Annotated in this window: 23 protein-coding genes; 3 read left to right on the forward strand and 20 right to left on the reverse strand. The window is 73.0% G+C overall.

The genetic code is table 11. From position 1 onward, the window contains the following. The 14 genes from DKT69_RS15975 to pyrR all read right to left on the reverse strand — a co-directional run. On the reverse strand, window positions 1-398 hold a 398-nt coding region (locus DKT69_RS15975), incomplete at its 3' end, for a primosomal protein N' family DNA-binding protein (RefSeq protein WP_497529399.1). Between the two features lie 59 nt (window positions 399-457). Then, window positions 458-1648, reverse strand: a complete 1191-nt coding sequence (metK, locus tag DKT69_RS15980) for a methionine adenosyltransferase (RefSeq protein WP_236647951.1) — start codon at window positions 1646-1648, stop codon at window positions 458-460. A gap of 99 nt (window positions 1649-1747) precedes the next feature. Next, complete coding sequence (gene coaBC, locus DKT69_RS15985) at window positions 1748-2956, reverse strand: bifunctional phosphopantothenoylcysteine decarboxylase/phosphopantothenate--cysteine ligase CoaBC (protein ID WP_109802345.1); 1209 nt, start codon at window positions 2954-2956, stop codon at window positions 1748-1750. Between the two features lie 14 nt (window positions 2957-2970). Continuing rightward, on the reverse strand, window positions 2971-3234 hold the full coding sequence (gene rpoZ / locus DKT69_RS15990; protein ID WP_007075826.1) for a DNA-directed RNA polymerase subunit omega: 264 nt from the start codon (window positions 3232-3234) through the stop codon (window positions 2971-2973). Between the two features lie 45 nt (window positions 3235-3279). After that, a complete protein-coding gene (locus DKT69_RS15995; RefSeq protein ID WP_109802346.1) occupies window positions 3280-3813 on the reverse strand; it encodes a nucleoside/nucleotide kinase family protein in 534 nt (177 codons plus the stop codon). A 25-nt stretch (window positions 3814-3838) separates the two neighbouring features. After that, window positions 3839-4156 carry an integration host factor, actinobacterial type gene (gene mihF / locus DKT69_RS16000; protein WP_013285515.1) on the reverse strand — a complete coding sequence of 106 codons (318 nt, stop codon included), beginning with the start codon at window positions 4154-4156 and terminating at the stop codon, window positions 3839-3841. Window positions 4157-4335: 179 nt separating this feature from the next. After that, window positions 4336-5172: an orotidine-5'-phosphate decarboxylase gene (gene pyrF, locus DKT69_RS16005; protein WP_109802347.1), complete on the reverse strand. Its 837-nt coding sequence runs from the start codon at window positions 5170-5172 to the stop codon at window positions 4336-4338. A 133-nt stretch (window positions 5173-5305) separates the two neighbouring features. After that, window positions 5306-6580 carry an adenosylmethionine--8-amino-7-oxononanoate transaminase gene (locus DKT69_RS16010; RefSeq protein ID WP_109802348.1) on the reverse strand — a complete coding sequence of 425 codons (1275 nt, stop codon included), beginning with the start codon at window positions 6578-6580 and terminating at the stop codon, window positions 5306-5308. A gap of 171 nt (window positions 6581-6751) precedes the next feature. Beyond that, a complete protein-coding gene (locus DKT69_RS16015) occupies window positions 6752-7792 on the reverse strand; it encodes a quinone-dependent dihydroorotate dehydrogenase (protein ID WP_109802349.1) in 1041 nt (346 codons plus the stop codon). Then, complete coding sequence (gene carB / locus DKT69_RS16020; protein ID WP_109802350.1) at window positions 7789-11136, reverse strand: carbamoyl-phosphate synthase large subunit; 3348 nt, start codon at window positions 11134-11136, stop codon at window positions 7789-7791. Before carB ends, DKT69_RS16015 begins: the two co-directional genes overlap by 4 nt. Continuing rightward, window positions 11129-12334 (reverse strand): glutamine-hydrolyzing carbamoyl-phosphate synthase small subunit, encoded by a 1206-nt coding sequence (carA, locus tag DKT69_RS16025; RefSeq protein ID WP_109802351.1) that lies wholly within the window; start codon window positions 12332-12334, stop codon window positions 11129-11131. Before carA ends, carB begins: the two co-directional genes overlap by 8 nt. Next, the gene (locus DKT69_RS16030; protein WP_109802352.1) at window positions 12331-13608 is read right to left on the reverse strand and encodes a dihydroorotase; all 1278 of its coding nucleotides are present in this window, start codon (window positions 13606-13608) and stop codon (window positions 12331-12333) included. The genes carA and DKT69_RS16030 overlap by 4 nt, the downstream gene beginning before the upstream one ends. Then, complete coding sequence (locus DKT69_RS16035; protein ID WP_109802353.1) at window positions 13605-14531, reverse strand: aspartate carbamoyltransferase catalytic subunit; 927 nt, start codon at window positions 14529-14531, stop codon at window positions 13605-13607. Before DKT69_RS16035 ends, DKT69_RS16030 begins: the two co-directional genes overlap by 4 nt. Continuing rightward, a complete protein-coding gene (gene pyrR, locus DKT69_RS16040) occupies window positions 14528-15112 on the reverse strand; it encodes a bifunctional pyr operon transcriptional regulator/uracil phosphoribosyltransferase PyrR (RefSeq protein ID WP_109802354.1) in 585 nt (194 codons plus the stop codon). Before pyrR ends, DKT69_RS16035 begins: the two co-directional genes overlap by 4 nt. 285 nt (window positions 15113-15397) lie before the next feature. On the opposite strand from pyrR, the gene bldD reads away from it, so the two are divergent. Further along, the gene (gene bldD, locus DKT69_RS16045) at window positions 15398-15886 is read left to right on the forward strand and encodes a transcriptional regulator BldD (RefSeq protein WP_109802355.1); all 489 of its coding nucleotides are present in this window, start codon (window positions 15398-15400) and stop codon (window positions 15884-15886) included. A gap of 89 nt (window positions 15887-15975) precedes the next feature. Here bldD and nusB read toward each other — a convergent pair whose 3' ends face one another. The 4 genes from nusB to aroB form a co-directional block, all read right to left on the reverse strand. After that, window positions 15976-16386: a transcription antitermination factor NusB gene (gene nusB / locus DKT69_RS16050; protein ID WP_201749689.1), complete on the reverse strand. Its 411-nt coding sequence runs from the start codon at window positions 16384-16386 to the stop codon at window positions 15976-15978. A gap of 23 nt (window positions 16387-16409) precedes the next feature. Beyond that, on the reverse strand, window positions 16410-16967 hold the full coding sequence (gene efp, locus DKT69_RS16055) for an elongation factor P (protein ID WP_109802357.1): 558 nt from the start codon (window positions 16965-16967) through the stop codon (window positions 16410-16412). A gap of 133 nt (window positions 16968-17100) precedes the next feature. Continuing rightward, on the reverse strand, window positions 17101-17541 hold the full coding sequence (gene aroQ / locus DKT69_RS16060) for a type II 3-dehydroquinate dehydratase (RefSeq protein WP_109802358.1): 441 nt from the start codon (window positions 17539-17541) through the stop codon (window positions 17101-17103). Further along, the gene (gene aroB, locus DKT69_RS16065) at window positions 17538-18614 is read right to left on the reverse strand and encodes a 3-dehydroquinate synthase (RefSeq protein WP_109802359.1); all 1077 of its coding nucleotides are present in this window, start codon (window positions 18612-18614) and stop codon (window positions 17538-17540) included. Before aroB ends, aroQ begins: the two co-directional genes overlap by 4 nt. Before the next feature lie 131 nt (window positions 18615-18745). On the opposite strand from aroB, the gene DKT69_RS16070 reads away from it, so the two are divergent. Both DKT69_RS16070 and DKT69_RS16075 read left to right on the forward strand, forming a co-directional pair. Beyond that, window positions 18746-19270: a DUF2243 domain-containing protein gene (locus DKT69_RS16070; RefSeq protein WP_109802360.1), complete on the forward strand. Its 525-nt coding sequence runs from the start codon at window positions 18746-18748 to the stop codon at window positions 19268-19270. After that, window positions 19267-20040 carry a cytochrome c oxidase assembly protein gene (locus tag DKT69_RS16075; protein WP_109802361.1) on the forward strand — a complete coding sequence of 258 codons (774 nt, stop codon included), beginning with the start codon at window positions 19267-19269 and terminating at the stop codon, window positions 20038-20040. The genes DKT69_RS16070 and DKT69_RS16075 overlap by 4 nt, the downstream gene beginning before the upstream one ends. Here DKT69_RS16075 and DKT69_RS16080 read toward each other — a convergent pair. After that, window positions 20030-20536, reverse strand: a complete 507-nt coding sequence (locus DKT69_RS16080; RefSeq protein ID WP_109802362.1) for a shikimate kinase — start codon at window positions 20534-20536, stop codon at window positions 20030-20032. The genes DKT69_RS16075 and DKT69_RS16080 overlap by 11 nt on opposite strands. A 19-nt stretch (window positions 20537-20555) precedes the next feature. Beyond that, window positions 20556-21734, reverse strand: a complete 1179-nt coding sequence (aroC, locus tag DKT69_RS16085; protein ID WP_109802363.1) for a chorismate synthase — start codon at window positions 21732-21734, stop codon at window positions 20556-20558. Window positions 21735-21755: the final 21 nt, after the last annotated feature.

Genomic DNA, 21755 nt, shown 5'->3' on the forward strand with positions numbered 1-21755 from the left:
GTCGCACCGGCCGGGGCGGGGTCGCCGGGCGGGGCCGGGTCAGCGGGCGGGACCGGGTCGGCCGACGGCGGTGCCGGCTCGGATTCCTTCTCGACGCGGGCGTGCCGGGGCGGCACGGCGAGGCGGAGCACGTCGGCGAGGCTGCCGGCGTACCGGTCGGCCACCGCCCGGGCCAGCCGGGCGACCTCCGGCGCGAGCACCGGCACCGGTGAGACGACCTTCTCCAGGTACGCCAACCGGGGGTGGTCGGAGGCGTCGGCCCGCTCCAGCAGCCAGCCGTCGACGAGCTGGCCGGCGAAGCGCACCTTGACCCGGACGCCGGGGACCGCCTCGGCGTCCAGCTCGGCCGGGACCAGGTAGTCGAAGGGGCGGTCCAGGTGGGCCAGGGGCACGTCCACGCAGACACGAGCGACCGGCGACCGCTGCGCGGGTCGCCGGTCGCTGCGCCTGGTGCCGGTCAGGCTCCCGCGGCCGACTTGAGGTCGGCGGCCCGGTCGGTGCTCTCCCAGGTCAGGTCCGGCAACTCGCGGCCGAAGTGGCCGTACGCGGCGGTCTGCTGGTAGATCGGGCGGAGCAGGTTGAGGTCCCGGATGATCGCGGCCGGGCGCAGGTCGAAGACCTCGGCGACGGCCTTCTCGATCGAGGCGACCGGCACGGTCTCGGTGCCGAAGGTCTCGATGAAGAGGCTGACCGGGTGGGCCTTGCCGATCGCGTACGCGACCTGCGCCTCGCAGCGCTCGGCCAGGCCGGCGGCGACCACGTTCTTGGCCACCCACCGCATGGCGTACGCGGCCGAGCGGTCCACCTTGGACGGGTCCTTGCCGGAGAAGGCGCCGCCGCCGTGCCGGGCGTACCCGCCGTAGGTGTCGACGATGATCTTCCGGCCGGTGAGGCCGGCGTCGCCCATCGGGCCGCCGATCTCGAACCGCCCCGTCGGGTTGACCAGCAGCCGGTAGCCCTCGGTGTCCAGCCCGAGGCTCTCCAGCTCGGGGGCGATGACGTGGTCGCGCACGTCGGGGGTGAGCAGCGACTCCAGCGAGATGTCGGCGGCGTGCTGGCTGGAGACCACCACGGTGTCCAGCCGGACCGGGCGCAGTCCGTCGTACTCGATGGTCACCTGGGTCTTGCCGTCCGGCCGCAGGTACGGGATGGTGCCGTCCTTGCGGACCGCGGCGAGCCGGCGGGCCAGCCGGTGCGCGAGCGCGATCGGCAGGGGCATCAGCTCGGGCGTCTCCGAGCAGGCGAAGCCGAACATCATGCCCTGGTCGCCGGCGCCCTGCGCGTCCAGCGCGCTCTCCGACGAGCCGGTACGCAGCTCGAAGGCGTTGTCGACGCCCTGGGCGATGTCCGGCGACTGGGCGCCGATGGACACGCTCACGCCGCAGGAGGCACCGTCGAAGCCCTTCTTCGACGAGTCGTAGCCGATCTCCAGGATGGTGTCCCGCACGATGGTCGGGATGTCGGCGTACGCCTTGGTGGTGACCTCACCGGCGACGTGCACCTGGCCGGTGGTGATCATGGTCTCGACCGCGACCCGGCTGTGCGGGTCCTGGCCGAGCAGGGCGTCCAGAATGCCGTCGCTGATCTGGTCGGCGATCTTGTCCGGGTGGCCTTCCGTGACCGATTCGGACGTGAAGAGACGTGTCACGGCACTCCTAAGCATGTGAAAACTCTTGAACGGTCGCTCCGCGGCAGTTTAGTCACCGTGCCTCGAGGGTGACTCAGGCAATGCGAAGGTGACCAGTGTTCAGGACCGACGGGGCAGTCGGGCCACCACCAGATCCCAGACGTCGTCGGCCAGGTCCTCCTTGGACCGCTCGGGCAGCCGGGCCACCGAGCCGTCCGCGCCGATGACGGTCGCCGCGTTGGTCTCGGCGCCGAAGACCTTGTCCGGGCCGACCTCGTTGATGACGATAAGGTCCGCCCGCTTGCGGGCCAGCTTGGCCCGGCCGTTGGCCTCGGCGTCGCCGGTCTCGGCGGCGAACACCACCAGCACCTGTTCGGGTCGACGGCGACGACCCAGCTCGGCGGCGATGTCCGGGTTGGTGACCAGCTCGATCGTCGGCGCGCTGCCGTCGTCCGTCTTCTTGATTTTGCCAGGCGCGTACGTCGCGGGACGGAAATCGGCGGGAGCGGCGGCCATCACCACGGCGTCCGCGCCGGCCGCGGCCTCCAGGGTCGCCTTGCGCAGCTCCTCGGTGGTGCCCACCCGGACCAGGTCGGCGCCGGCCGGGTCGGCGAGCGAGACGTTGGCCGAGATCAGGGTGACCCGGGCGCCGCGGGCCACCGCCGCGCGGGCGAAGGCGTACCCCTGCTTGCCGGAGGAGCGGTTGCCGAGGAACCGGACCGGGTCGAGCGGCTCGCGGGTGCCGCCGGCGGTGACCACCACGTGCCGGCCGGCCAGGTCGGCCGGGGCGGAGACCCCTCGGGCGAGGGCGCGGCGGGCGACGGCGAAGATCTCCGCCGGGTCGGGCAGCCGGCCCTTGCCGGTGTCGACGCCGGTGAGCCGCCCGACGGCGGGCTCGATCACCCGGACGCCCCGGGACCGCAGGGTCGCGACGTTGGCGACGGTGGCGGGGTGTTCCCACATCTCGGTGTGCATCGCCGGGGCGAGCAGGACCGGGCAGCGGGCGGTCAGCAGGGTGTTGGTGAGCAGGTCGTCGGCGAGCCCGTGGGCGGCCTTGGCGAGCAGGTCGGCCGTGGCGGGCGCGACCACGACCAGGTCGGCGTGCTGACCGAGGCGGACGTGCGGCACCTCGTGCACGTCGGACCAGACGTCGTCGGCGACCGGCCGACCGGAGAGCGCGGCCCAGGTCGGCGCCCCGACGAAGCGGAGCGCCGACGCGGTCGGCACGACCCGGACGTGATGACCCGACTCGGTGAAGAGCCGGAGCAGCTCACACGCCTTGTAGGCGGCGATGCCACCGCCGACCCCGAGGACGATCTCGGCGGACATCGACGCGGGCGGGCTTACGGCTGGTCGGTCGGCTCGGCGGTGAGCAGGCCCGCGTTGATCTCGCGCATGGCGATCGACAGCGGCTTCTCCTGCGGGGTGGTCTCCACGAGCGGGCCGACGTACTCCAGCAGGCCCTCACCGAGTTGGCTGTAGTAGGCGTTGACCTGGCGCGCGCGCTTGGCGGCGAAGATCACCAGCGCGTACTTCGAGGTCGTCTTCTCGAGGAGCTCGTCGATCGGCGGGTTGGTGATGCCTTCGGGGTTGGCGATGGATCCCACGAATTAACCTCTGCGTCTTAAGCACCGCACGGAAGCGGTGGTCTCTCAACCGCTCGGGCGCGGTTGGGCCGGAGCCAGGAAGGAAGAACCGAGCAAGCCTACCAGCTCGTCGGCCGCGCGCTCAGTACGGTCGTGCGTCACGGCGTGCGGGAAGGCCGCCGTCACGGCGGGGTCCGGCCGGTACCCGGGCGGGGCGAGGAGCACCAGCTGCGCGTCCGACGCGACGGCCCGGACGGCGAGCGCGCCGGGCAGGTCCAGCGGGAGCAGCACGGGGAGGCCGGCGGCCAGCCGGGAGCGGATCCCCGCGCGCGGGACCCCGCGCCGGTAGGGCCCGATCCGGCTCCACTCCAGCAGTTCGTCCCCGGCGATCATCCGCTCGAACTCGGCCGGGGCGAGGAAGAGCCGGTCGACGCCGTCCAGCTCGCCCGCGCCGGGCGGCCGGGTGGTGGCCACCACGGGCACCCAGGCGGACGGGAAACGCGCCCGGACCAGCTCGACGACACTCTCCGTGCCGGCCCCCGAAGGTCCGGCCAGGACAGTGAGCCGAGCCGCCGGGCGCGCCTCGTCATCCGTGCTCACCGCTTGTTTCTACACGTTGCGGCGTTCAGTTGGCGGCGAACTCTCCAAGCAGAGCCTTGCGCTGCTGCTCGCCCAGGCCACGCAGTCGGCGGCTGTCGGCGATCTTGAGCTTCTCCATGATCTGGGTGGCCCGGATCTTGCCGATGCCCGGCATCGCCTGCAGGACGGCCGAAACCTTGAGCTTGCCCACGACGTCGTCGGACTCAGCCCGCTCGAGGACGGTGGCGAGGGTGGTCTTGCCCTGCTTGAGCTGCTCCTTCAGCTCAGCACGGGCCTTGCGGATCTCCGCGGCCTTCTCCAGCGCGGCAGCGCGCTGCTCGGGGGTCAGTGACGGGAGCGGCACCAGTTCTCCTCAGGTCCCTATCGCGACGGGCGGGGCGCACCGCCGCATCTGTGAAACGTGGTGTCGCTGGCAACCAAAGGGGTCCGTGGTTCCCAGCGCGGGGAAAACTAGCGGTCAACGGCGTTTTCGGCAACGTGGGCGCGCCAGGATCAGCGCAAAGTGACCGAGCCGTCAGTCAGTCAGGAGGTGGCCAGCGCGGCCCGGCAGTCGGCCAGGACCCGGTCCGCGGCGGCCCGCAGGGCGGCCACGTCCGGTCCCGCGGACAGGACCTCACGGGAGTACGAGGGCAGCACCGACGGCAGGCTGGCGCCGAACACGGTCCGCAGGTCGGCCGCGGTGCCACCCTGGGCGCCGAGCCCCGGCGCGAGCAGCGGACCGTTCACCCCGGAGAGGTCGTGGCCGGTGTCGCCGATCGTCGCGCCGACCACCAGACCGAAGCTGCCGAGCGGCTCGGCACCCCTGTTGAGCTGGGAAATCTCGTCGATCACGGTCTGCGCGACGGTCCGCCCGTCGGCCGTGACGGCGCGTTGCACCGCCGCGCCCTCCGGGTTGGAGGTGAGCGCCAGGACGAATACGCCGCCCCCGTGCGCGGCGGCCAGCTCGAACATCGGCGCGAGCGATCCGACCCCGAGATAGGGGCTGGCCGTGAGCGCGTCGACACACAGCGGGCTTGACGGATCGAGGTAGGCCGAGGCGTACGCGCTGACCGTCGAGCCGATGTCGCCACGCTTGACGTCGAGCAGAACGAGCGAGCCCGCATCGCGCAACTGTCGGATAGTTGACTCAAGAATTTCGACACCCCGGGCGCCGAACCGCTCGAAGAAGGCCGACTGGGGCTTGACCACCGCAATCCGGTCACCGAGCGCCTCGACCGCGGTCCGGGCGAACCGGTCGAGCCCGTCGACGTCGTCGGACAGCCCCCAGCGCGCCAGCAGACCCGGATGCGGGTCGATCCCCACGCAGAGCGGTCCCCGCTCGGCCACGGCCCGGTGCAGGCGGGCGCCGAAGCTCTCCATCGCCACTCTCCCTCTCCCTCGCGCGGCGCCACGCCGCGGTGGTCGTACGGCGGCGGAAGTCCGCCGCTCCTCGTCGCCGGCCGGCCTCCGGCCGGGCGGCGGGGCGGGCGTAGGCCCGCTCCCCCGGGCCGCCTCAGCCGGCCTTGACCGCCGCCTCGACGCCGCTGACGATCCGCGCCACGTCCGCGTCGTCGGTGACGTACGGCGGCATGGTGTAGACCAGGTCGCGGAACGGGCGCAGCCACACCCCCTGCGCCACCGCGGCCGCGGTCGCCCGGGTCAGGTCCACCTCGTGGTCGAGCTGGACCACGCCGATCGCCCCCAGCACCCGCACGTCCGCCACCCCCGGCGCGTCGCGCAGCGGCTCCAGCCCGGCCCGCAGCCCGTCCTGGATTCCCGCCACCCGCGCGGCCCAGTCCCCGGCCCGCAGCAGGTCCAGCGAGGCGTTGGCGACCGCGCAGGCGAGGGGGTTGCCCATGAAGGTGGGACCGTGCGCCAGCACCCCGCCCGCCGAGATGCCCCGGGCGATCTCGGGCGTGCAGAGGGCGGCGGCCAGGGTCAGGTAACCGCCGGTGAGCGCCTTGCCGACGCAGAGCACGTCCGGGGCGACGCCGGCGTGCTCGGCGGCGAACATCGTGCCGGTGCGGCCGAAGCCGGTGGCGATCTCGTCGAAGATGAGCAGGATGCCGTGCGCCCGGGTCACCTCGCGCAGCACCCGCAGGTAGTGCGGGTGGTGGAAGCGCATCCCGCCGGCGCCCTGGACCACCGGCTCCACGATCACCGCCGCCAGCTCGTCGGCGTGCCGTTCCACCGCGTCGACCAGGGCCTGCTCGTACGCCGGGTCCGGCGGGGTGTCGAAGCCACCCGGCGGCACCGGCGCGAAGACCTGCCGGGGCAGCACGTCCCCCCACAGGTGGTGCATGCCGCCCTCGGGGTCGCAGACGCTCATCGGGTGGAACGTGTCGCCGTGGTAACCGCCCCGCCAGGTGCCCAGCCGGCGGCGTTCCGGCCGGCCGGTGGCCCGCTGGTACTGCAGGCACATCTTCACCGCGACCTCGACGCTGACCGAGCCGGAGTCGGCCAGGAAGACGTGTTCCAGGCCCTCGGGGGCCAGCTCGACCAGGGTGCCGGCCAGCCGCACCGCGGGCTCGTGGGTGAGCCCGCCGAACATCACGTGGCTCATCCGGCCGAGCTGGTCGGTGACCGCCGCGTCGAGCACCGGGTGGCGGTAGCCGTGGATCGCCGCCCACCACGACGACATCCCGTCGACCAGCTCCCGGCCGTCGGCCAGCCGCAGCCGGACGCCCGCCGCGCTCGCCACCAGGTGGGGCGGGCTGGCCGGCGGCAGCGCCGCGTACGGGTGCCAGACGTGGGCCCGATCGGCCGCGAGGATCTCCTCAGGCGTCATGGGGTCTCCTTCATCTCCTCGCGCGGGTGCGCACCGGACGGACCATGCTCCCGCACCCGCTTTGCTCTGCTGCAGCGACGGCAACACCGGTTGTCCGGATATCGGACGTTGGCCGTTGCGCCGGGTGAAGCAGAGCAAAGGGAGTGCCGGGGAACGTCGCCCGGCCCTGGTTCACGAGTGGCCGGCCGGTGCCGCCGCCGTGCCGGACGCCACGCGGGCGGCACGGCGGACCAGGGCGGGGCCGCGGTAGATGAATCCGGTGTAGAGCTGGACGAGGCTGGCTCCGGCGTCGAACATCCGGGCCGCGTCGTCCGGGTCGACGATGCCGCCGACGCCGATCACCGGCAGCCAGCCGCCGGTCTCCCGGTGCACGAAGGCGACCACCTCGCGGGCGCGTCCGGCCAGCGGACGGCCGGAGAGGCCCCCGGTCTCCGCGCCGCGCTCCCGGTCGGCCGGAGCGAGCCCGTCCCGGGCCAGGGTGGTGTTGGTGGCGATCACCCCGGCCGCGCCCCGGTCCAGGCAGACCTCCAGCAGCTCCGCGATGGCCGGCTCCGTGAGGTCCGGCGCGATCTTCACCAGCACCGGCTTCTCCCCCACCAGCGCCGCCAGCAGCGCGTCCAGGTGGGATCTGTCCTGGAGCGCCCGCAGCCCTGGGGTGTTCGGCGAGGAGACGTTGACGGCGAAGTAGTCGCCGTGCTCCCGCAGCGCCCGGTACGAGGCCAGGTAGTCCTCGACCGCCGCGTCCAGCGGCGTCACCTTGGACTTACCGAGCGAGATGCCCAGCGGTACGCCGATCGGGCGGGGCAACGCGGCCAGCCGGTCGGCCAGGGCCGCGGCGCCGGCGTTGTTGAACCCCATCCGGTTCACCACCGCCTCGCTGTCCCGGAGCCGGAACAGCCGGGGCCGGGGGTTGCCCGGCTGGGCGTGCGCGGTGACCGTGCCGACCTCGACGAAGCCGAAGCCGAGCGCCGGCCAGGCCGGCAGCGCCCGGCCATCCTTGTCCATCCCCGCGGCCAACCCGACCGGGTTCGGGAAGTCCACCCCGAACACCGTCCGCGGCGCGGCCACGGCGTACCGCGCGCGCAGCGCCGCGAGGGCCGCCGGTCGGCGGGACAGCCCCGCCAGCCGGTGCAGCGTCCACTCGTGCGCCCGCTCCGCGTCGCCGCCGCCGATCCGGAACAGCTGCGGGCGCACCACCCGCTCGAAGATCACTGCCGGGCCCGCAGGGCGGCGTGCAGCTCCTGGAGAGGGCGGACCCGCATGTCGCCCCGGATCCGGGCCTCGATGCCCATCACCGCCGCCGCCGCGCCGGGGACCGTGGTGATGCAGGGGATGTCCGCGGTCACCGCGGCGCTGCGGATCTCGTAACCGTCGGAGCGGGCGCTGGCGCCGGAGCCCTGCGGCGTGTTGACCACCAGGGCCACGTCGCCGCCGAGGATCATCGAGACCGCGTCCTCGCCCTCGCCGGCCTCGTAGTGCTTGCGGATCTGCTCGCAGGCGATGCCGTGCCGGCGCAGCACCTCGGCGGTGCCGGTGGTCGCGACGATCTCGAAGCCCAGGTCGGCCAGCCGCTTGATCGGGAAGATCATGCCGCGCTTGTCCCGGTTGGCCACCGAGACGAAGATCTTCCCCGCGGTCGGCAGCGAGCCGTACGCGGCGGACTGCGACTTGGCGAAGGCATGCCCGAAGTTGGTGTCGATGCCCATCACCTCGCCGGTGGACTTCATCTCCGGGCCGAGCAGCGAGTCGATCCCCTTGCCGGCCGGGGTGCGGAACCGCTTGAACGGCAGCACCGCCTCCTTCACCGCGATCGGGGCGTCGGCCGGCATCGCGCCGCCGTCCCCGCTCGGCGGGAGCAGGCCCTCGGCGCGCAGCTCGGCGATGGTGGCGCCGAGCGCGATCCGGGCCGCCGCCTTCGCCAACGGCACGGCGGTCGCCTTGGAGACGAACGGGACCGTCCGGGACGCCCGCGGGTTCGCCTCCAGCACGTAGAGCATGTCGTCCTTGAGGGCGTACTGCACGTTGAGCAGGCCGCGCACGCCCACGCCCCGGGCGATCGCCTCGGTGTAGCGGCGCACCTGGGCCAGGTGGGAGCCGGCCAGGGTGATCGGCGGCAGCGCGCAGGACGAGTCGCCGGAGTGGATGCCGGCCTCCTCGATGTGCTCCATCACGCCGCCGAGGTAGACCTCGCCGTCGGCGTCGACCAGCGCGTCCACGTCGATCTCGATGGCGTCGTCGAGGAACCGGTCGACCAGCACCGGGTGGTCCGGGGAGATGTCGGTGGCCCGGCCGATGTAGTCGCGCAGCGTGGCGTCGTCGTAGACGATCTCCATGCCCCGCCCGCCGAGCACGTACGACGGCCGCACCAGCACCGGGTAGCCGATCTCGTCGGCGATCGCCTTCGCCTCGTCGTACGAGGTGGCCATGCCGTGCGCCGGGGCGCGCAGCCCGGCCCGGGCGAGCACCGCGCCGAACGCGCCGCGCTCCTCGGCCAGGTGGATCGACTCCGGGGAGGTGCCGACCACCGGCACCCCGGCGTCCTTGAGCCGCTGGGCCAGGCCGAGCGGCGTCTGCCCGCCGAGCTGCACGATCACCCCGACCACGCCGGGACCCCCGGCCGCCCTGCCGGAGGAGTCCTCGGCGTGCCAGACCTCCAGCACGTCCTCGAAGGTCAGCGGCTCGAAGTAGAGCCGGTCGGCGGTGTCGTAGTCGGTGGAGACGGTCTCCGGGTTGCAGTTGACCATCACGGTCTCGTAGCCCACCTCGCGCAGCGCCATCACCGCGTGCACGCACGAGTAGTCGAACTCGATGCCCTGGCCGATCCGGTTCGGCCCGGAGCCCAGGATGAGCACCTTGGGCCGGCCCGAGGGCGCGACCTCGGTCTCCTGGTCATAGGTCGAGTAGTGGTACGGCGTGCTCGCCTCGAACTCGGCGGCGCAGGTGTCCACCGTCTTGTAGACCGGGCGGACGTCGAGCCGGTGCCGCAGGGTGCGGACGCCGTCCTCGGCGGCCAGCTCCGGGCGGAGCGCGGCGAGCTGCCGGTCGGACAGGCCGGCCCGCTTGGCCCGGCGCAGCAGCTCCGCGTCGAGCACCGGGGCGTCCACGATCTCCGCCCGCAGCTCGACCAGGCCGGCGATCTGGTCCAGGAACCAGGGGTCCATCCCGCCGGAGGCCGCGGCGACCTCGGCGACGGAGGCGCCCAGCCGCAGCGCCCGCTCCACCGTGTAGAGCCGGCCGTCGTGCGGCATCCGCAGCGCGGCGAGGGTGTTCTCCCTCGTCGCCCCGTCCGGGTCGGGCTGGGTCCAGAACCCGGCGCCCTTGGTCTCCATCGACCGCATCGCCTTGTTGAGCGCCTCGGTGAAGTTGCGCCCGAGGCTCATCGCCTCGCCGACCGACTTCATCGTGGTGGTCAGCTCCGGGTCCGCGCCGGGGAACTTCTCGAACGCGAACCGGGGGATCTTCACCACCACGTAGTCGAGGGTCGGCTCGAAGGCCGCCGGGGTCTTCAGGGTGATGTCGTTGGGGATCTCGTCGAGGGTGTAGCCGATGGCCAGCTTCGCGGCGATCTTGGCGATCGGGAAGCCGGTGGCCTTCGAGGCGAGCGCCGAGGAACGGGACACCCGGGGGTTCATCTCGATCACGACGATCCGGCCGTCGGCCGGGTTGACCGCGAACTGGATGTTGCACCCGCCGGTGTCCACCCCGACCTCGCGCAGCACCGCGATGCCGAGGTCGCGCAGGCGCTGGTACTCCCGGTCGGTGAGCGTCATGGCCGGGGCCACGGTGACGCTGTCGCCGGTGTGCACGCCCATCGGGTCGACGTTCTCGATCGAGCAGACCACCACCACGTTGTCATGGCGGTCGCGCATCAGTTCGAGCTCGTACTCCTTCCAGCCGAGCACGCTCTCCTCGATGAGCACCTCGTGCACCGGGCTGGCGGCCAGACCGGCGCCGGCGATCCGGGCCAGGTCCTCGGGCGTGTGCGCCATGCCGGACCCCAGGCCGCCCATGGTGAACGACGGCCGGATGACCACCGGCAGGCCCAGCTCGCCGACGGTGGCCTCGACCTCGGCCATCGAGTGGCAGACCCGCGAGCGGGGCACCAGGCCGGTCGGGTCGTCCAGACCGAGCCGTACGCCCGCCTTGGCGACGATGTCCTTGAACAGCTGCCGGTCCTCGCCGCGGTTGATCGCCTCGATGTTCGCGCCGATCAGCTCCACGCCGTACTTCTCCAGCACGCCGGCCTCGTGCAGGGCGACCGCGGTGTTCAGCGCGGTCTGCCCGCCCAGGGTGGGCAGCAGCGCGTCGGGGCGCTCCTTGGCGATGACCAGCTCGACGAACTCCGGGGTGATCGGCTCGATGTAGGTGGCGTCGGCGAACTCCGGGTCGGTCATGATCGTCGCCGGGTTGGAGTTGACCAGGCTGACCCGGATCCCCTCGCTGCGCAGCACCCGGCAGGCCTGGGTGCCGGAGTAGTCGAACTCGCAGGCCTGTCCGATCACGATCGGCCCGGAGCCGATCACCAGGATGTGCTTGAGATCGGTCCGCTTAGGCATTCTTGCCGCCTTCACTCTGCTGTCGGTCGAGGCCGCGGCCCTCGCTGCGCTTCCGGTCGAGGCCGCGACCCTCGATCAGTTCGGCGAAGCGGTCGAAGAGGTAGTCCGCGTCGTGCGGGCCGGCCGCCGCCTCGGGGTGGTACTGGACGGTGAAGGCGGGCACGTCCCTGGCCCGCAGCCCCTCGACCACGTTGTCATTGAGGCAGACGTGCGACACCTGGACGCCGCCGAACTCGGTCTCGATCACCTCGTCGGGGACCACCACCCCGGCCTGCGCGCCCGGGACCTGGACGGCGAAGCCGTGGTTGTGGCTGGTCACCTCGACCTTGCCGGTGGCCCGGTCGAGCACCGGCTGGTTGATGCCCCGGTGGCCGTAGCCGAGCTTGTAGGTGCCGAAGCCGAGCGCCCGGCCGAGGATCTGGCTGCCGAAGCAGATGCCGAACAGCGGCACCTGCCGGCGCAGCACCTCTCTGGCGAGGGCGACCGGGCCGTGGGCGGTGGCCGGGTCGCCCGGGCCGGGCGAGAAGAAGACCGCGTCGGCGCCGGTGGCCAGCAGGTCGTCGATGCTGGAGCCGGCGGGCAGCACGTGGGTGGTGACGCCGCGGGCGGCGAGCCGGCGCGGCACGTTGCGCTTGATGCCCAGGTCCAGCGCGGCGACCGTGAACCGGTGCTCGCCGACCGCCTCGACCACGTACGGCTTCTCGGTGGTCACCTCGGCGGAGAGGTCCGCGCCGACCATCTGCGGGGACTGGCGGACCCGGGCCAGCAGGGCGCGCGGGTCGTCGTCGACGCTGGAGATGCCCACCCGCATGGCGCCCCGCTCGCGCAGGTGCCGGGTCAGCGCCCGGGTGTCGACGCCGCTGATGCCGACCACGCCCTCGGCGGCCAGCCGGTCCTCCAGCCCACCGGTGGCCCGCCAGTTGGAGCCGATCCGGACCGGGTCGCGGACCACGTAGCCGGCGACCCAGATCCGGCCCGACTCGTCGTCCTCGTCGTTCACGCCGGTGTTGCCGATGTGCGGGGCGGTCTGCACCACCACCTGCCGGTGGTAGGACGGGTCGGTCAGGGTCTCCTGGTAGCCGGTCATGCCGGTGTTGAAGACCGCCTCGCCGAAGGTCTCCCCGACGCTGCCGTACGCCTCGCCGTGGAAGGTCCGGCCGTCCTCGAGCACGAGGATCGCGGAAGGTCTGCGGGTCACTTGGTTGCCTTTCCGTCCAGGACCGTCGGCTCGCCGCGCAGGAAGGTCGCCACGATGCGACCCGGCAGCGTCATCCGGGCGTACGGGGTGTTGCGACTGCGACTGGCCAGCTCCGCCGGTTCGATGGTGCGGCGGGCGGCCGGGTCGACCAGGGTCAGGTTGGCCGGCACGCCGGGGGCCGCGTCGGCGCCGTGCCCGTCCAGGCCCGCGATCCGGGCCGGGGCGCGGGACATCCGCTCGGCGATCAGGTCCCACTGCGGGCCGAGCACGTCGAGGGCGATGGAGAGGGCCGTCTCCAGGCCGAGCATGCCCGGCCGGGCGTACGCCCACTCGCACTCCTTGTCCTCCACGGCGTGCGGGGCGTGGTCGGTGGCGATGATGTCGATCACGCCCTCGGCCAGCGCGGCGCGGAGCGCGGCGACGTCGGTGGCGGTACGCAGCGGCGGGTTCACCTTGTAGACCGGGTCGTACGTCTCGGCCTTGGCGTCGGTGAGCAGCAGGTGGTGCGGGGTCACCTCGGCGGTGACCTTCACCCCGCGCGCCTTGGCGTGCCGGAGCACCTCCACGCTGCCGGCGGTGGAGACGTGGCACACGTGCAGCCGGCTGCCGACGTGCTCGGCGAGCAGCACGTCCCGGGCGATGATCGCCTCCTCGGCGACCGCCGGCCAGCCGGTCAGCCCGAGCCGGGTGGAGACCTCGCCCTCGTGCATCTGCGCGCCCTCGGTGAGCCGCGGCTCCTCCGCGTGCTGGGCGATCACCCCGTCAAACGCCTTGACGTACTCCAGCGCCCGGCGCATCAGCTTCGGGTCGGCGACGCAGTGCCCGTCGTCGGAGAAGATCCGCACCCGGGCCGCCGAGTCGGCCATCGCGCCCAGCTCGGCGAGCTGCCCGCCGGCCAGGCCGACGGTGACCGCGCCGATCGGCTGCACGTCGACCAGGCCGGCCTCCCGGCCGAGCCGCCAGACCTGCTCGACCACGCCGGCGGTGTCGGCGACCGGGGAGGTGTTGGCCATCGCGCAGACCGCGGTGTACCCGCCGAGGGCCGCCGCCCGGGAGCCGGACTCCACGGTCTCGGCGTCCTCCCGGCCCGGCTCGCGCAGGTGGGTGTGCAGGTCGACCAGGCCGGGCAGGGCCACCAGCCCGGTGCCGTCCAGCACCGTGGCGTCCGGCGCGGTCAGTCCGGCGCCGGTCTCGGCCACGACGCCGTCGCGAATCAGCAGGTCAGTCGGCGCCGCGCCGACCACGCTCACGCTCTTGATCAGGTACGCGGTCACCGGTTGTTCCCTCCGAGCAGCAGGTAGAGGACGGCCATCCGCACGGAGACCCCGTTGGCGACCTGTTCGACGATGGTGGAGCGGGGCGAGTCGGCGACCTCGGGCGTGATCTCCATGCCCCGGTTCATCGGGCCGGGGTGCATGACGATCGCGTGCCCGGGCAGCCGGCGCATCCGCGGACCGTCCAGCCCGTAGCGGCGAGCGTACTCGCGGGCGGAGGGGAAGTAGGAGTCGTTCATCCGTTCCCGCTGCACCCGCAGCATCATCACCACGTCCACACCGGGAAGAACGGCGTCGAGGTCGTACGAGACGTCGGTGCCCGGCGCGAGCGCCCCCGAAATGTCGACGGGGATGAGGGTGGGCGGGCCGACCAGGGTGACCTTGGCGCCGAGGGTGGAGAGCAGCAGCACGTTGGAGCGGGCCACCCGGGAGTGCAGCACGTCGCCGACGATCGCCACGTGCAGGCCGGCGAGCCGGCCCAGCCGGGAGCGCATGGTGTACGCGTCGAGCAGCGCCTGGGTCGGGTGCTCGTGGGTGCCGTCGCCGGCGTTGACCACCGACCCGTCCACCCAGTTGGCCAGCCGGTGCGGGGCTCCGGAGGCGGGGTGCCGAACGACCACCGCGTCCGCGCCCATCGCCTGGAGGGTGAGCGCGGTGTCCTTCAGGCTCTCGCCCTTGGTCACGCTGGAGCCCTTGGCGGAGAAGTTGATCACGTCGGCGCTGAGCCGCTTGGCGGCCGCCTCGAAGGAGATCCGGGTCCGGGTGGAGTCCTCGTAGAAGAGGTTCACCACGGTCCGGCCGCGCAGCGCGGGGAGCTTCTTGACCTCGCGGCCGGCGACCGTGGCCATCTCGGCGGCGGTGTCCAGGATCTGGGTGGCGGTGGCCGCGTCCAGGTCGGCCCCGGAGAGCAGGTGCCGGATCATGCGGGCGCACCTCCGTACAGCTTGACCTCGTCGGCGCCGTCGGTCTCGGCGAGGGTGACCTTCACGCTCTCGGCGAGCGCGGTGGGGATGTTCTTGCCGACGTAGTCGGCGCGGATCGGCAGCTCGCGGTGGCCGCGGTCGACCAGGACGGCGAGCTGCACGGAGGCGGGGCGGCCGACGTCGCTGAGCGCGTCCAGGGCGGCCCGCACGGTGCGGCCGGAGAAGAGCACGTCGTCGACGAGGATCACCCGCTTGCCGTCGATCCCGCCGGGCGGCAGTTCGGTCGGGCCGACCGCGCGGGTGGCGTGCCGGCGCAGGTCGTCGCGGTAGAGGGTGATGTCGAGCACGCCGACCGGGACGGTCACGTCCTCGAAGGTGCTGATCCGGGCGGCGAGACGCCGGGCGAGCGGTACCCCCCGGGTGGGGATGCCGAGCAGCACGGTCTCGGCGGCGCCCTGGGTCTTCTCGAGGATCTGGTGGGCGATGCGGTCGACCACCCGCGACACGTCGGCGGCGGCGAGGATCACCTTCACCGAGGGTTGTCGCGGCGGCGACGACTGGGCAGCCGGTGGGTAGGCCACGGCGGACCTCCTTCCCCGCCTCACGGGACGGGTCGTTAAAGGATGTCTGGGTTGCCGGCCCGGCCGCGAACGGCCCGGACCGGGGCTTCACGCCACGTTACCAGCGGTCACCGGGCCGATCGCGGCCGGTACTGACCCGAGGATCAGGGTGGCGAAATGGGGATAACTCCCCCCGTGCCCCCCAACGGCAATGTCACGACCACTTGACCAGGTGTCGCAATCCCCGTACCGTCACGCTCCGTAGCGATAGCTGGGAGAACCCCGAGCAGCACTGGGAGTGTCCGAATGCCCTCTGAATACGCCAAGTCGCTGGGCGCCCGCCTGCGCTCCATCCGCCAGCAGCAGGGCCTGTCCCTGCAGGGTGTGGAGGAGAAGTCGAACGGGCGGTGGAAGGCCGTGGTGGTCGGCTCGTACGAGCGCGGCGACCGGGCCGTCACCGTGTCCCGCCTGGCGGAGCTGGCCGACTTCTACCGCGTTCCCGTCGCGGAGCTGCTGCCCGACGGCAGCGGGGTGCGCCACGAGCCGACCAGCAAGATCGTCCTGGACCTGGAGCGGCTCTACGACGAGGCCTCCGAGGACCTCGCCTACGTCGCCCGGTACGCCCGAGCCATCCAGCAGCAGCGCGGTGACTACAACGGCCGGGTGCTCTCCATCCGCGCCGACGACCTGCGCGCCCTCGCCATCGTCTACGACGCCTCGCCGTCGGGCCTGATCGAGCGGCTCACCGAGCACGGTGTGCTGGTCGCCGACCCGCGGGCGTTCTTCGCGTCCTGACCCGCAGCAGCAACCGAAAGGGCCCGTGCCGTCCGGCACGGGCCCTTTTCGTCGTATCAGTGCGGTCGCCGCGGCGCGCCGGCCGCGACTCAGCGGGTGGCGTACTCGGCGATCCGGCCGAGCACCCCGTTGAGGAAGCGCGGCGAGTCGTCGGTCGACATCTGCCGGGCCAGCTCGACGGCCTCGCTGATCGCCACCGCGTCGTCGATCTCGTCGACGTAGAGCAGCTCGTAGACGGCGATCCGGGCGAGGTTGCGGTCGACCACGGGCATCCGGTCGAGCGTCCAGCCCTCGGCGTAGCTGGCGATCAGCTCGTCGATCCGGTCGAGGTGGTCGGCGACCCCTTCGACCAGGCTGACCGCGTACCCCAGGTGCTCCGGCCGGGGCTTCTCGATCCGCTCGAGGTAGCCGGCGAGGACCTCGACCGGGGGCCGATCGCGCAGGTCCGCCTCGAAGAGCACGTCCAGCGCCCGCTTGCGCGCCTTGCGGCGCGCCGGCATCTGCTGCTTGGGACCCTCGGCCATCAGGCGCGGCCGAGGTAACGGCCGTCGCGGGTGTCGACCTTGATCTTCTCGCCGGTGGTGATGAAGAGCGGCACCTGCACGGTCGCGCCGGTCTCGACGGTGGCCGGCTTGTTGCCGCCGGTCGACCGGTCGCCCTGCAGACCCGGCTCGGTGTAGGTGACCTCGAGCACGACGGAGGTCGGCAGCTCGATGTAGAGCGGGACACTCTCGTGCGTCGCGACGGTCGCCTCGGCCTCCGGCAGGAGGTAGTTGGCCGCCTCGCCGACGGTGCCGCCGGGGACGGTGATCTGGTCGAACGTCTCCAGATCCATGAAGACGTAGTCCTCGCCGTCGGCGTACAGGTACTGCATGGTGCGCTTGTCGACGGTCGCGGTCTCGACCTTGGTGCCCGCGTTGAAGGTCTTGTCGACGACCTTGCCGGACAGCACGTTCTTCAGCGTGGTGCGCACGAAGGCGCCACCCTTACCGGGCTTGACGTGCTGGAACTCGACGACGGCCCAGAGCTCCCCGTCGAGGTTGAGTACGAGGCCGTTCTTGAGCTCGTTGGTGGTGGCCATTTCCTGCCTTGATCATCAATTGGCGGACAGACCTGGCAAGTCTACTAGCTGTGTCGAACCGACAGCGCCGGCGCGGTCCCGCCCGCCCGAACGTCACCCCGGGTACCCGGCGTCGACCGCCCCCGCTACCGGTTCAGTCGGCGGCCGCCAGCCGGGTGGCGACGTGCCGCAGGGCGAGGCGGTAGCCGTCCACGCCCAGCCCGCAGATCACCCCGGTGGCCACCGCGGAGACCACCGAGTGGTGCCGGAACTCCTCGCGGGCGTGGATGTTGGAGATGTGCACCTCCACCAGCGGCCCCCGCAGCATCGCACAGGCGTCGCGTACGGCGAGGGAGTAGTGCGACCAGGCGGCGGGATTGAGCACCACCGGCGCGCCCTCGTCGGCCGCCGCGTGCAGCCAGCCGAGCAGCTCGTGCTCGGCGTCGGTCTGCCGGACCACCACGTCCAGGCCCAGCTCGCGACCGACGTCCACGCACATGTCGACCAGGTCGGCGTAGCTGGTCACCCCGTAGACGTCGACCTGCCGGGTGCCGAGCCGGCCCAGGTTCGGGCCGTTGAGCACGTACACCCTCACGAGGCGATCTCCCGGTACGCGGCGTGCAGCAGCTCGTCGTCGGGGCCCTCCAGGATCGCCGGCCGGGCCAGCCCGTCGAGCACCACGAAGCGCAACGTGCTGCCCCGGGCCTTCTTGTCGACCCGCATCGCGGCGAGCAGCCGCGGCCACGCGTCGGCCGGATAGCTGGTCGGCAGGCCCAGCGCGGCCACCACGGCGCGGTGCCGCTCGGCGGTCGCCGCGTCCAGCCGACCGGCGAGCCGGGCCAGCGCGGCGGCGTAGACCAGGCCCACGGCGACGGCGTGCCCGTGCCGCCACCGGTAGCCCTCCACCTTCTCGATCGCGTGAGCCAGGGTGTGCCCGTAGTTCAGCACCTCCCGTACCCCGGACTCGCGCAGGTCGCCGGAGACCACGTCGGCCTTCACCCGGATCGCCCGCTCGATCAGCTCGCGGGTCACCGGCCCGGTCTGGTCGAGCGCGGCGGCGGGATCGCGCTCGACCAGGTCGAGGATCACCGGGTCAGCGATGAAACCGCATTTGACCACCTCGGCCATCCCGGCGGCCAGGTCGGCCGCGGGCAGGCCGTCCAGGGTGGCGAGATCGCAGATCACCCCGGCCGGCGGGTGGAAGGCGCCGACCAGGTTCTTGCCGGCGGCGGTGTTGACCCCGGTCTTGCCGCCCACCGCCGCGTCGACCATGGCGAGCAGCGAGGTCGCGACCGGCACCCAGCGCACCCCGCGCAGCCAGCAGGCCGCCACGAAGCCGGCCAGGTCGGTGACCGCGCCGCCGCCCACCCCCACCACCGCGTCGGTACGGGTGAACCCGGCCTCGCCGAGCCGATCCCAACAGGCGGCGGCGACGTCGATCTGCTTGCCCGCCTCGGCGTCGGGCACCTCGATCAGCAGCGGTTCGACCCCGACCGCGCGGACCCGCGCAGCCAGCGACTCCGCCAGCGCCTTGAGCGGTACGGCGTGCAGCACCGCGACCCGGTTCGCGCCGGGCAGCAGTCGCGGCGGCGGGTCGAGCAGGTCGCGTCCCACCAGCACGTCGTACGGCCGTTCGCCGCCGACCGGGATTCGGGTCACCTCGTCCATCGCCGGCAGCCTAGCCGAGCCGGGGGTCTCGGGGCGGCGAGTGTCCACTCCGTGACCGCCACGGCGCTGCGACGTTTGACCGGTGAGGTCCGGGGCACCGAGCCAGGGACCCGACCGCGGAGGTAGTGGCGATGGCCCGACACACCATCGACGGGACGGACATCCGGGTCGCCGCGACGATCCTCGGGGTCGGGCTGGGCGGGTTCGTCGACGGCATCCTGCTGCATCAGGTCCTCCAGTGGCACCACATGCTCAGCAGCACCGACACCGACCACGTCGGGATCCGGACGTACCCGGTGGACACCGTGCCGGGGCTGCGGATGAACACCCTGTGGGACGGGCTTTTCCACGTGGTGACCTGGGTCGCGGTGCTGGCCGGACTGGCGTTGCTCTACGGGCGGGTGACCCGGTCCCGGGGCCGGCTCTGGCGCTCCCCCGCGCTGTGGGGCTGGGCGCTGACGGGTTGGGGACTGTTCAACCTGGTGGAGGGGATCGTGGACCACCACCTGCTCGGCATCCACCACGTCCGGACCGGGCCGCACCAGACCGCCTGGGATGTCGGCTTCCTCGCCCTCGGGGCGGCGTTGGTCGCGGTCGGCTGGCTGGTGCAGCGGCGGGCCGGGACGGTCGACGTCTGCGCCGCTGACCGACGGTGACCCCGGCCCACGCCGGACACACCGCCGGCGGCTTCCCGCCCGTCGCTCTCGTACCGCTGGGGATGTTCTGGCTCTACCTGGCCGCGGCCCTGCGCCAGGGCGACGCGGGCCGGCCCGGGTGGAACCACCGGCGGACGGCGAGCTTCGGTCTCGGCGCGGCGCTGCTCGCGGCCGGGCTGGCCTGGCCCGCGGGCGACCCGCCCGGGCACATGTGGCAGCACCTGCTGCTCGGCATGCTGGCACCACTGGCCCTGGTGCTCGGCGCGCCGGGCACCCTCGCGCTGCGCACGCTGGACCGGCGCGCCGGCCGGGCGGCGGTCCGGCTGCTGCGGCACCCGGTTGCCCGGGTAGCCGCACACCCGGTGACCGGCCTGCTGCTCACCGCCGGCGGCCTGTACCTGCTGTACCTGACCCCGCTCTACCGGGCCACGCTGACGAGCCCCGCACTGCACGGTCTGGTGCACCTGCACTTCGTGCTCGCCGGCTACCTCTTCGCCTGGTCGATAGCCGGCCCCGATCCCGGTCCGCACCGCCCTCGCGTTCCCGTGCGCCTGCTCGTGCTCGGCGTTGCCGTGGCCGCGCATGCCGCAATCGCCCAGCTCCTCTACGCCGACCTGCTCGTCGACGTTCCGGCGGCCGGCGACGAGCTACGCGACGCCGCCACCGTCATGTACTACGGCGGCGACCTCGCCGAGATCCTGCTCGCCCTTGCGCTCCTGGTTTCCTGGCGTCCCGAGCGTGCCGCCAAGCCCGCGCCGGTCAGGGCTTGAGCAGCGCGGCGATCTCGGCGGCGATCTCCTCCGGGGTCCGCCCGTCGGTCACCACCGTCGCGGTGGCCACCTCGGCGTAGAGCGGGCGGCGCTGGTCCATCAGGTGCTTGAGGGTGGCCCGCGGGTTGATCGCCAGCAGTGGTCGCCCGGCGCCCAGGCCGATCCGCTTCACCGCGTCGGGCAGCTCCACCGACAGGTGCACCACGGTGTGGCCGATCAGCGCGGCGCGGTTCTCCTCGGCGAGGATCGCGCCGCCGCCGAGGGCGAGCACCCCGCCGTGCGAGGCCAGCGCCGCCGCCACCGCCGCCCGTTCGAGGGTACGGAAGTGGTCCTCCCCCTCGTCGACGAAGATCTCCGGGATCGGCTTGCCGGCGAGCTGCTCGATGTCGAGGTCGGTGTCCCGGAACTCGACGGCCAGCGCGGCGGCGAGGGCCTGACCGATGGTGGTCTTGCCGGAGCCGGGCGCCCCGACCAGCACGCAGACCGGCCGGTTCACCGGGTCACGCTCCCCGCGGTCACCGGATCACCAGCGCGTCGAGGTAGCCGGCCAGGTTGCGGCGCATCTCCGCGATCGAGTCGCCGCCGAACTTCTCCACCGCCGCCTCGGCGAGCACCAGGGCGACCATCGCCTCGGCGACCACCGCCGCGGCGGGCACCGCGCAGACGTCCGAGCGCTGGTTGATCGCGGTGGCCGGCTCGCCGGTGGTCACGTCGACGGTGGACAGCGCCCGGTTCAGCGACGAGATCGGCTTCATTGCCGCCTTCACCCGCACCGGCTCGCCGGTGGTGATGCCGCCCTCCAGGCCGCCGGCCCGGTCGGTGACCCGACGCACCCCGGTGGCGGTCGGAATGATCTCGTCGTGCGCCTCGGAACCCCGGGAGCGGGCCTGCTGCCAGCCGTCGCCGATCTCCACACCCTTGATCGCCTGGATGGACATCAGCGCGGTGGCGAGCCGGGCATCGAGCTTGCGGTCCCACTGCACGTGGCTGCCCAGACCCGGCGGCACCCCGTACGCCAGCACCTCGACTACGCCGCCGAGGGTGTCGGCGGCCTTCTTCGCGGCGTCGACCTCGGCGACCATCCGGGCGCTCGCCTCCGGGTCGAGGCAGCGCAGCGGGTCGGCGTCGATCCGCTCGGCGTCTGCGGGGGTGGGCCGCAGCCCCGGCTTGGCGGCGACCGGGCCCAGCTCCACCACGTGGGAGACGATCTCGATGCCGAGCGCCTGCTTCACCAGGGCCTTGGCGACGGTGCCGACGGCGACCCGGGCGGCGGTCTCCCGGGCGCTGGCCCGTTCCAGGATCGGCCGGGCGTCGGCGTGGCCGTACTTCTGCATGCCGGCCAGGTCGGCGTGTCCGGGCCGCGGCCGGGTGAGCGGCGCGTTGCGGGCCTGCGCGGCCAGTTCCTCCGGGTCGACCGGGTCGGCGGCCATCACGGTCCGCCACTTCGGCCACTCCGAGTTGCCCACCCGGATCGCCACCGGACTGCCGATGGTGACCCCGTGCCGGAGCCCACCGATGATCTCGACCTCGTCCTGCTCGAACGACATCCGGGCGCCCCGGCCGTAGCCGAGCCGGCGCCGGGCCAGCTCACCGGCGATCTCCCCGGTGGTCAGCTCGATCCCGGCGGGCACCCCCTCCAGCATCGCGACGAGGGCGGGTCCGTGCGATTCACCTGCAGTCAGCCAGCGCAACACAGCGGTCAGTCTGTCACGCCA

The organism is Micromonospora sicca (assembly GCF_003172935.1).
Classification (GTDB): domain Bacteria; phylum Actinomycetota; class Actinomycetes; order Mycobacteriales; family Micromonosporaceae; genus Micromonospora; species Micromonospora sicca.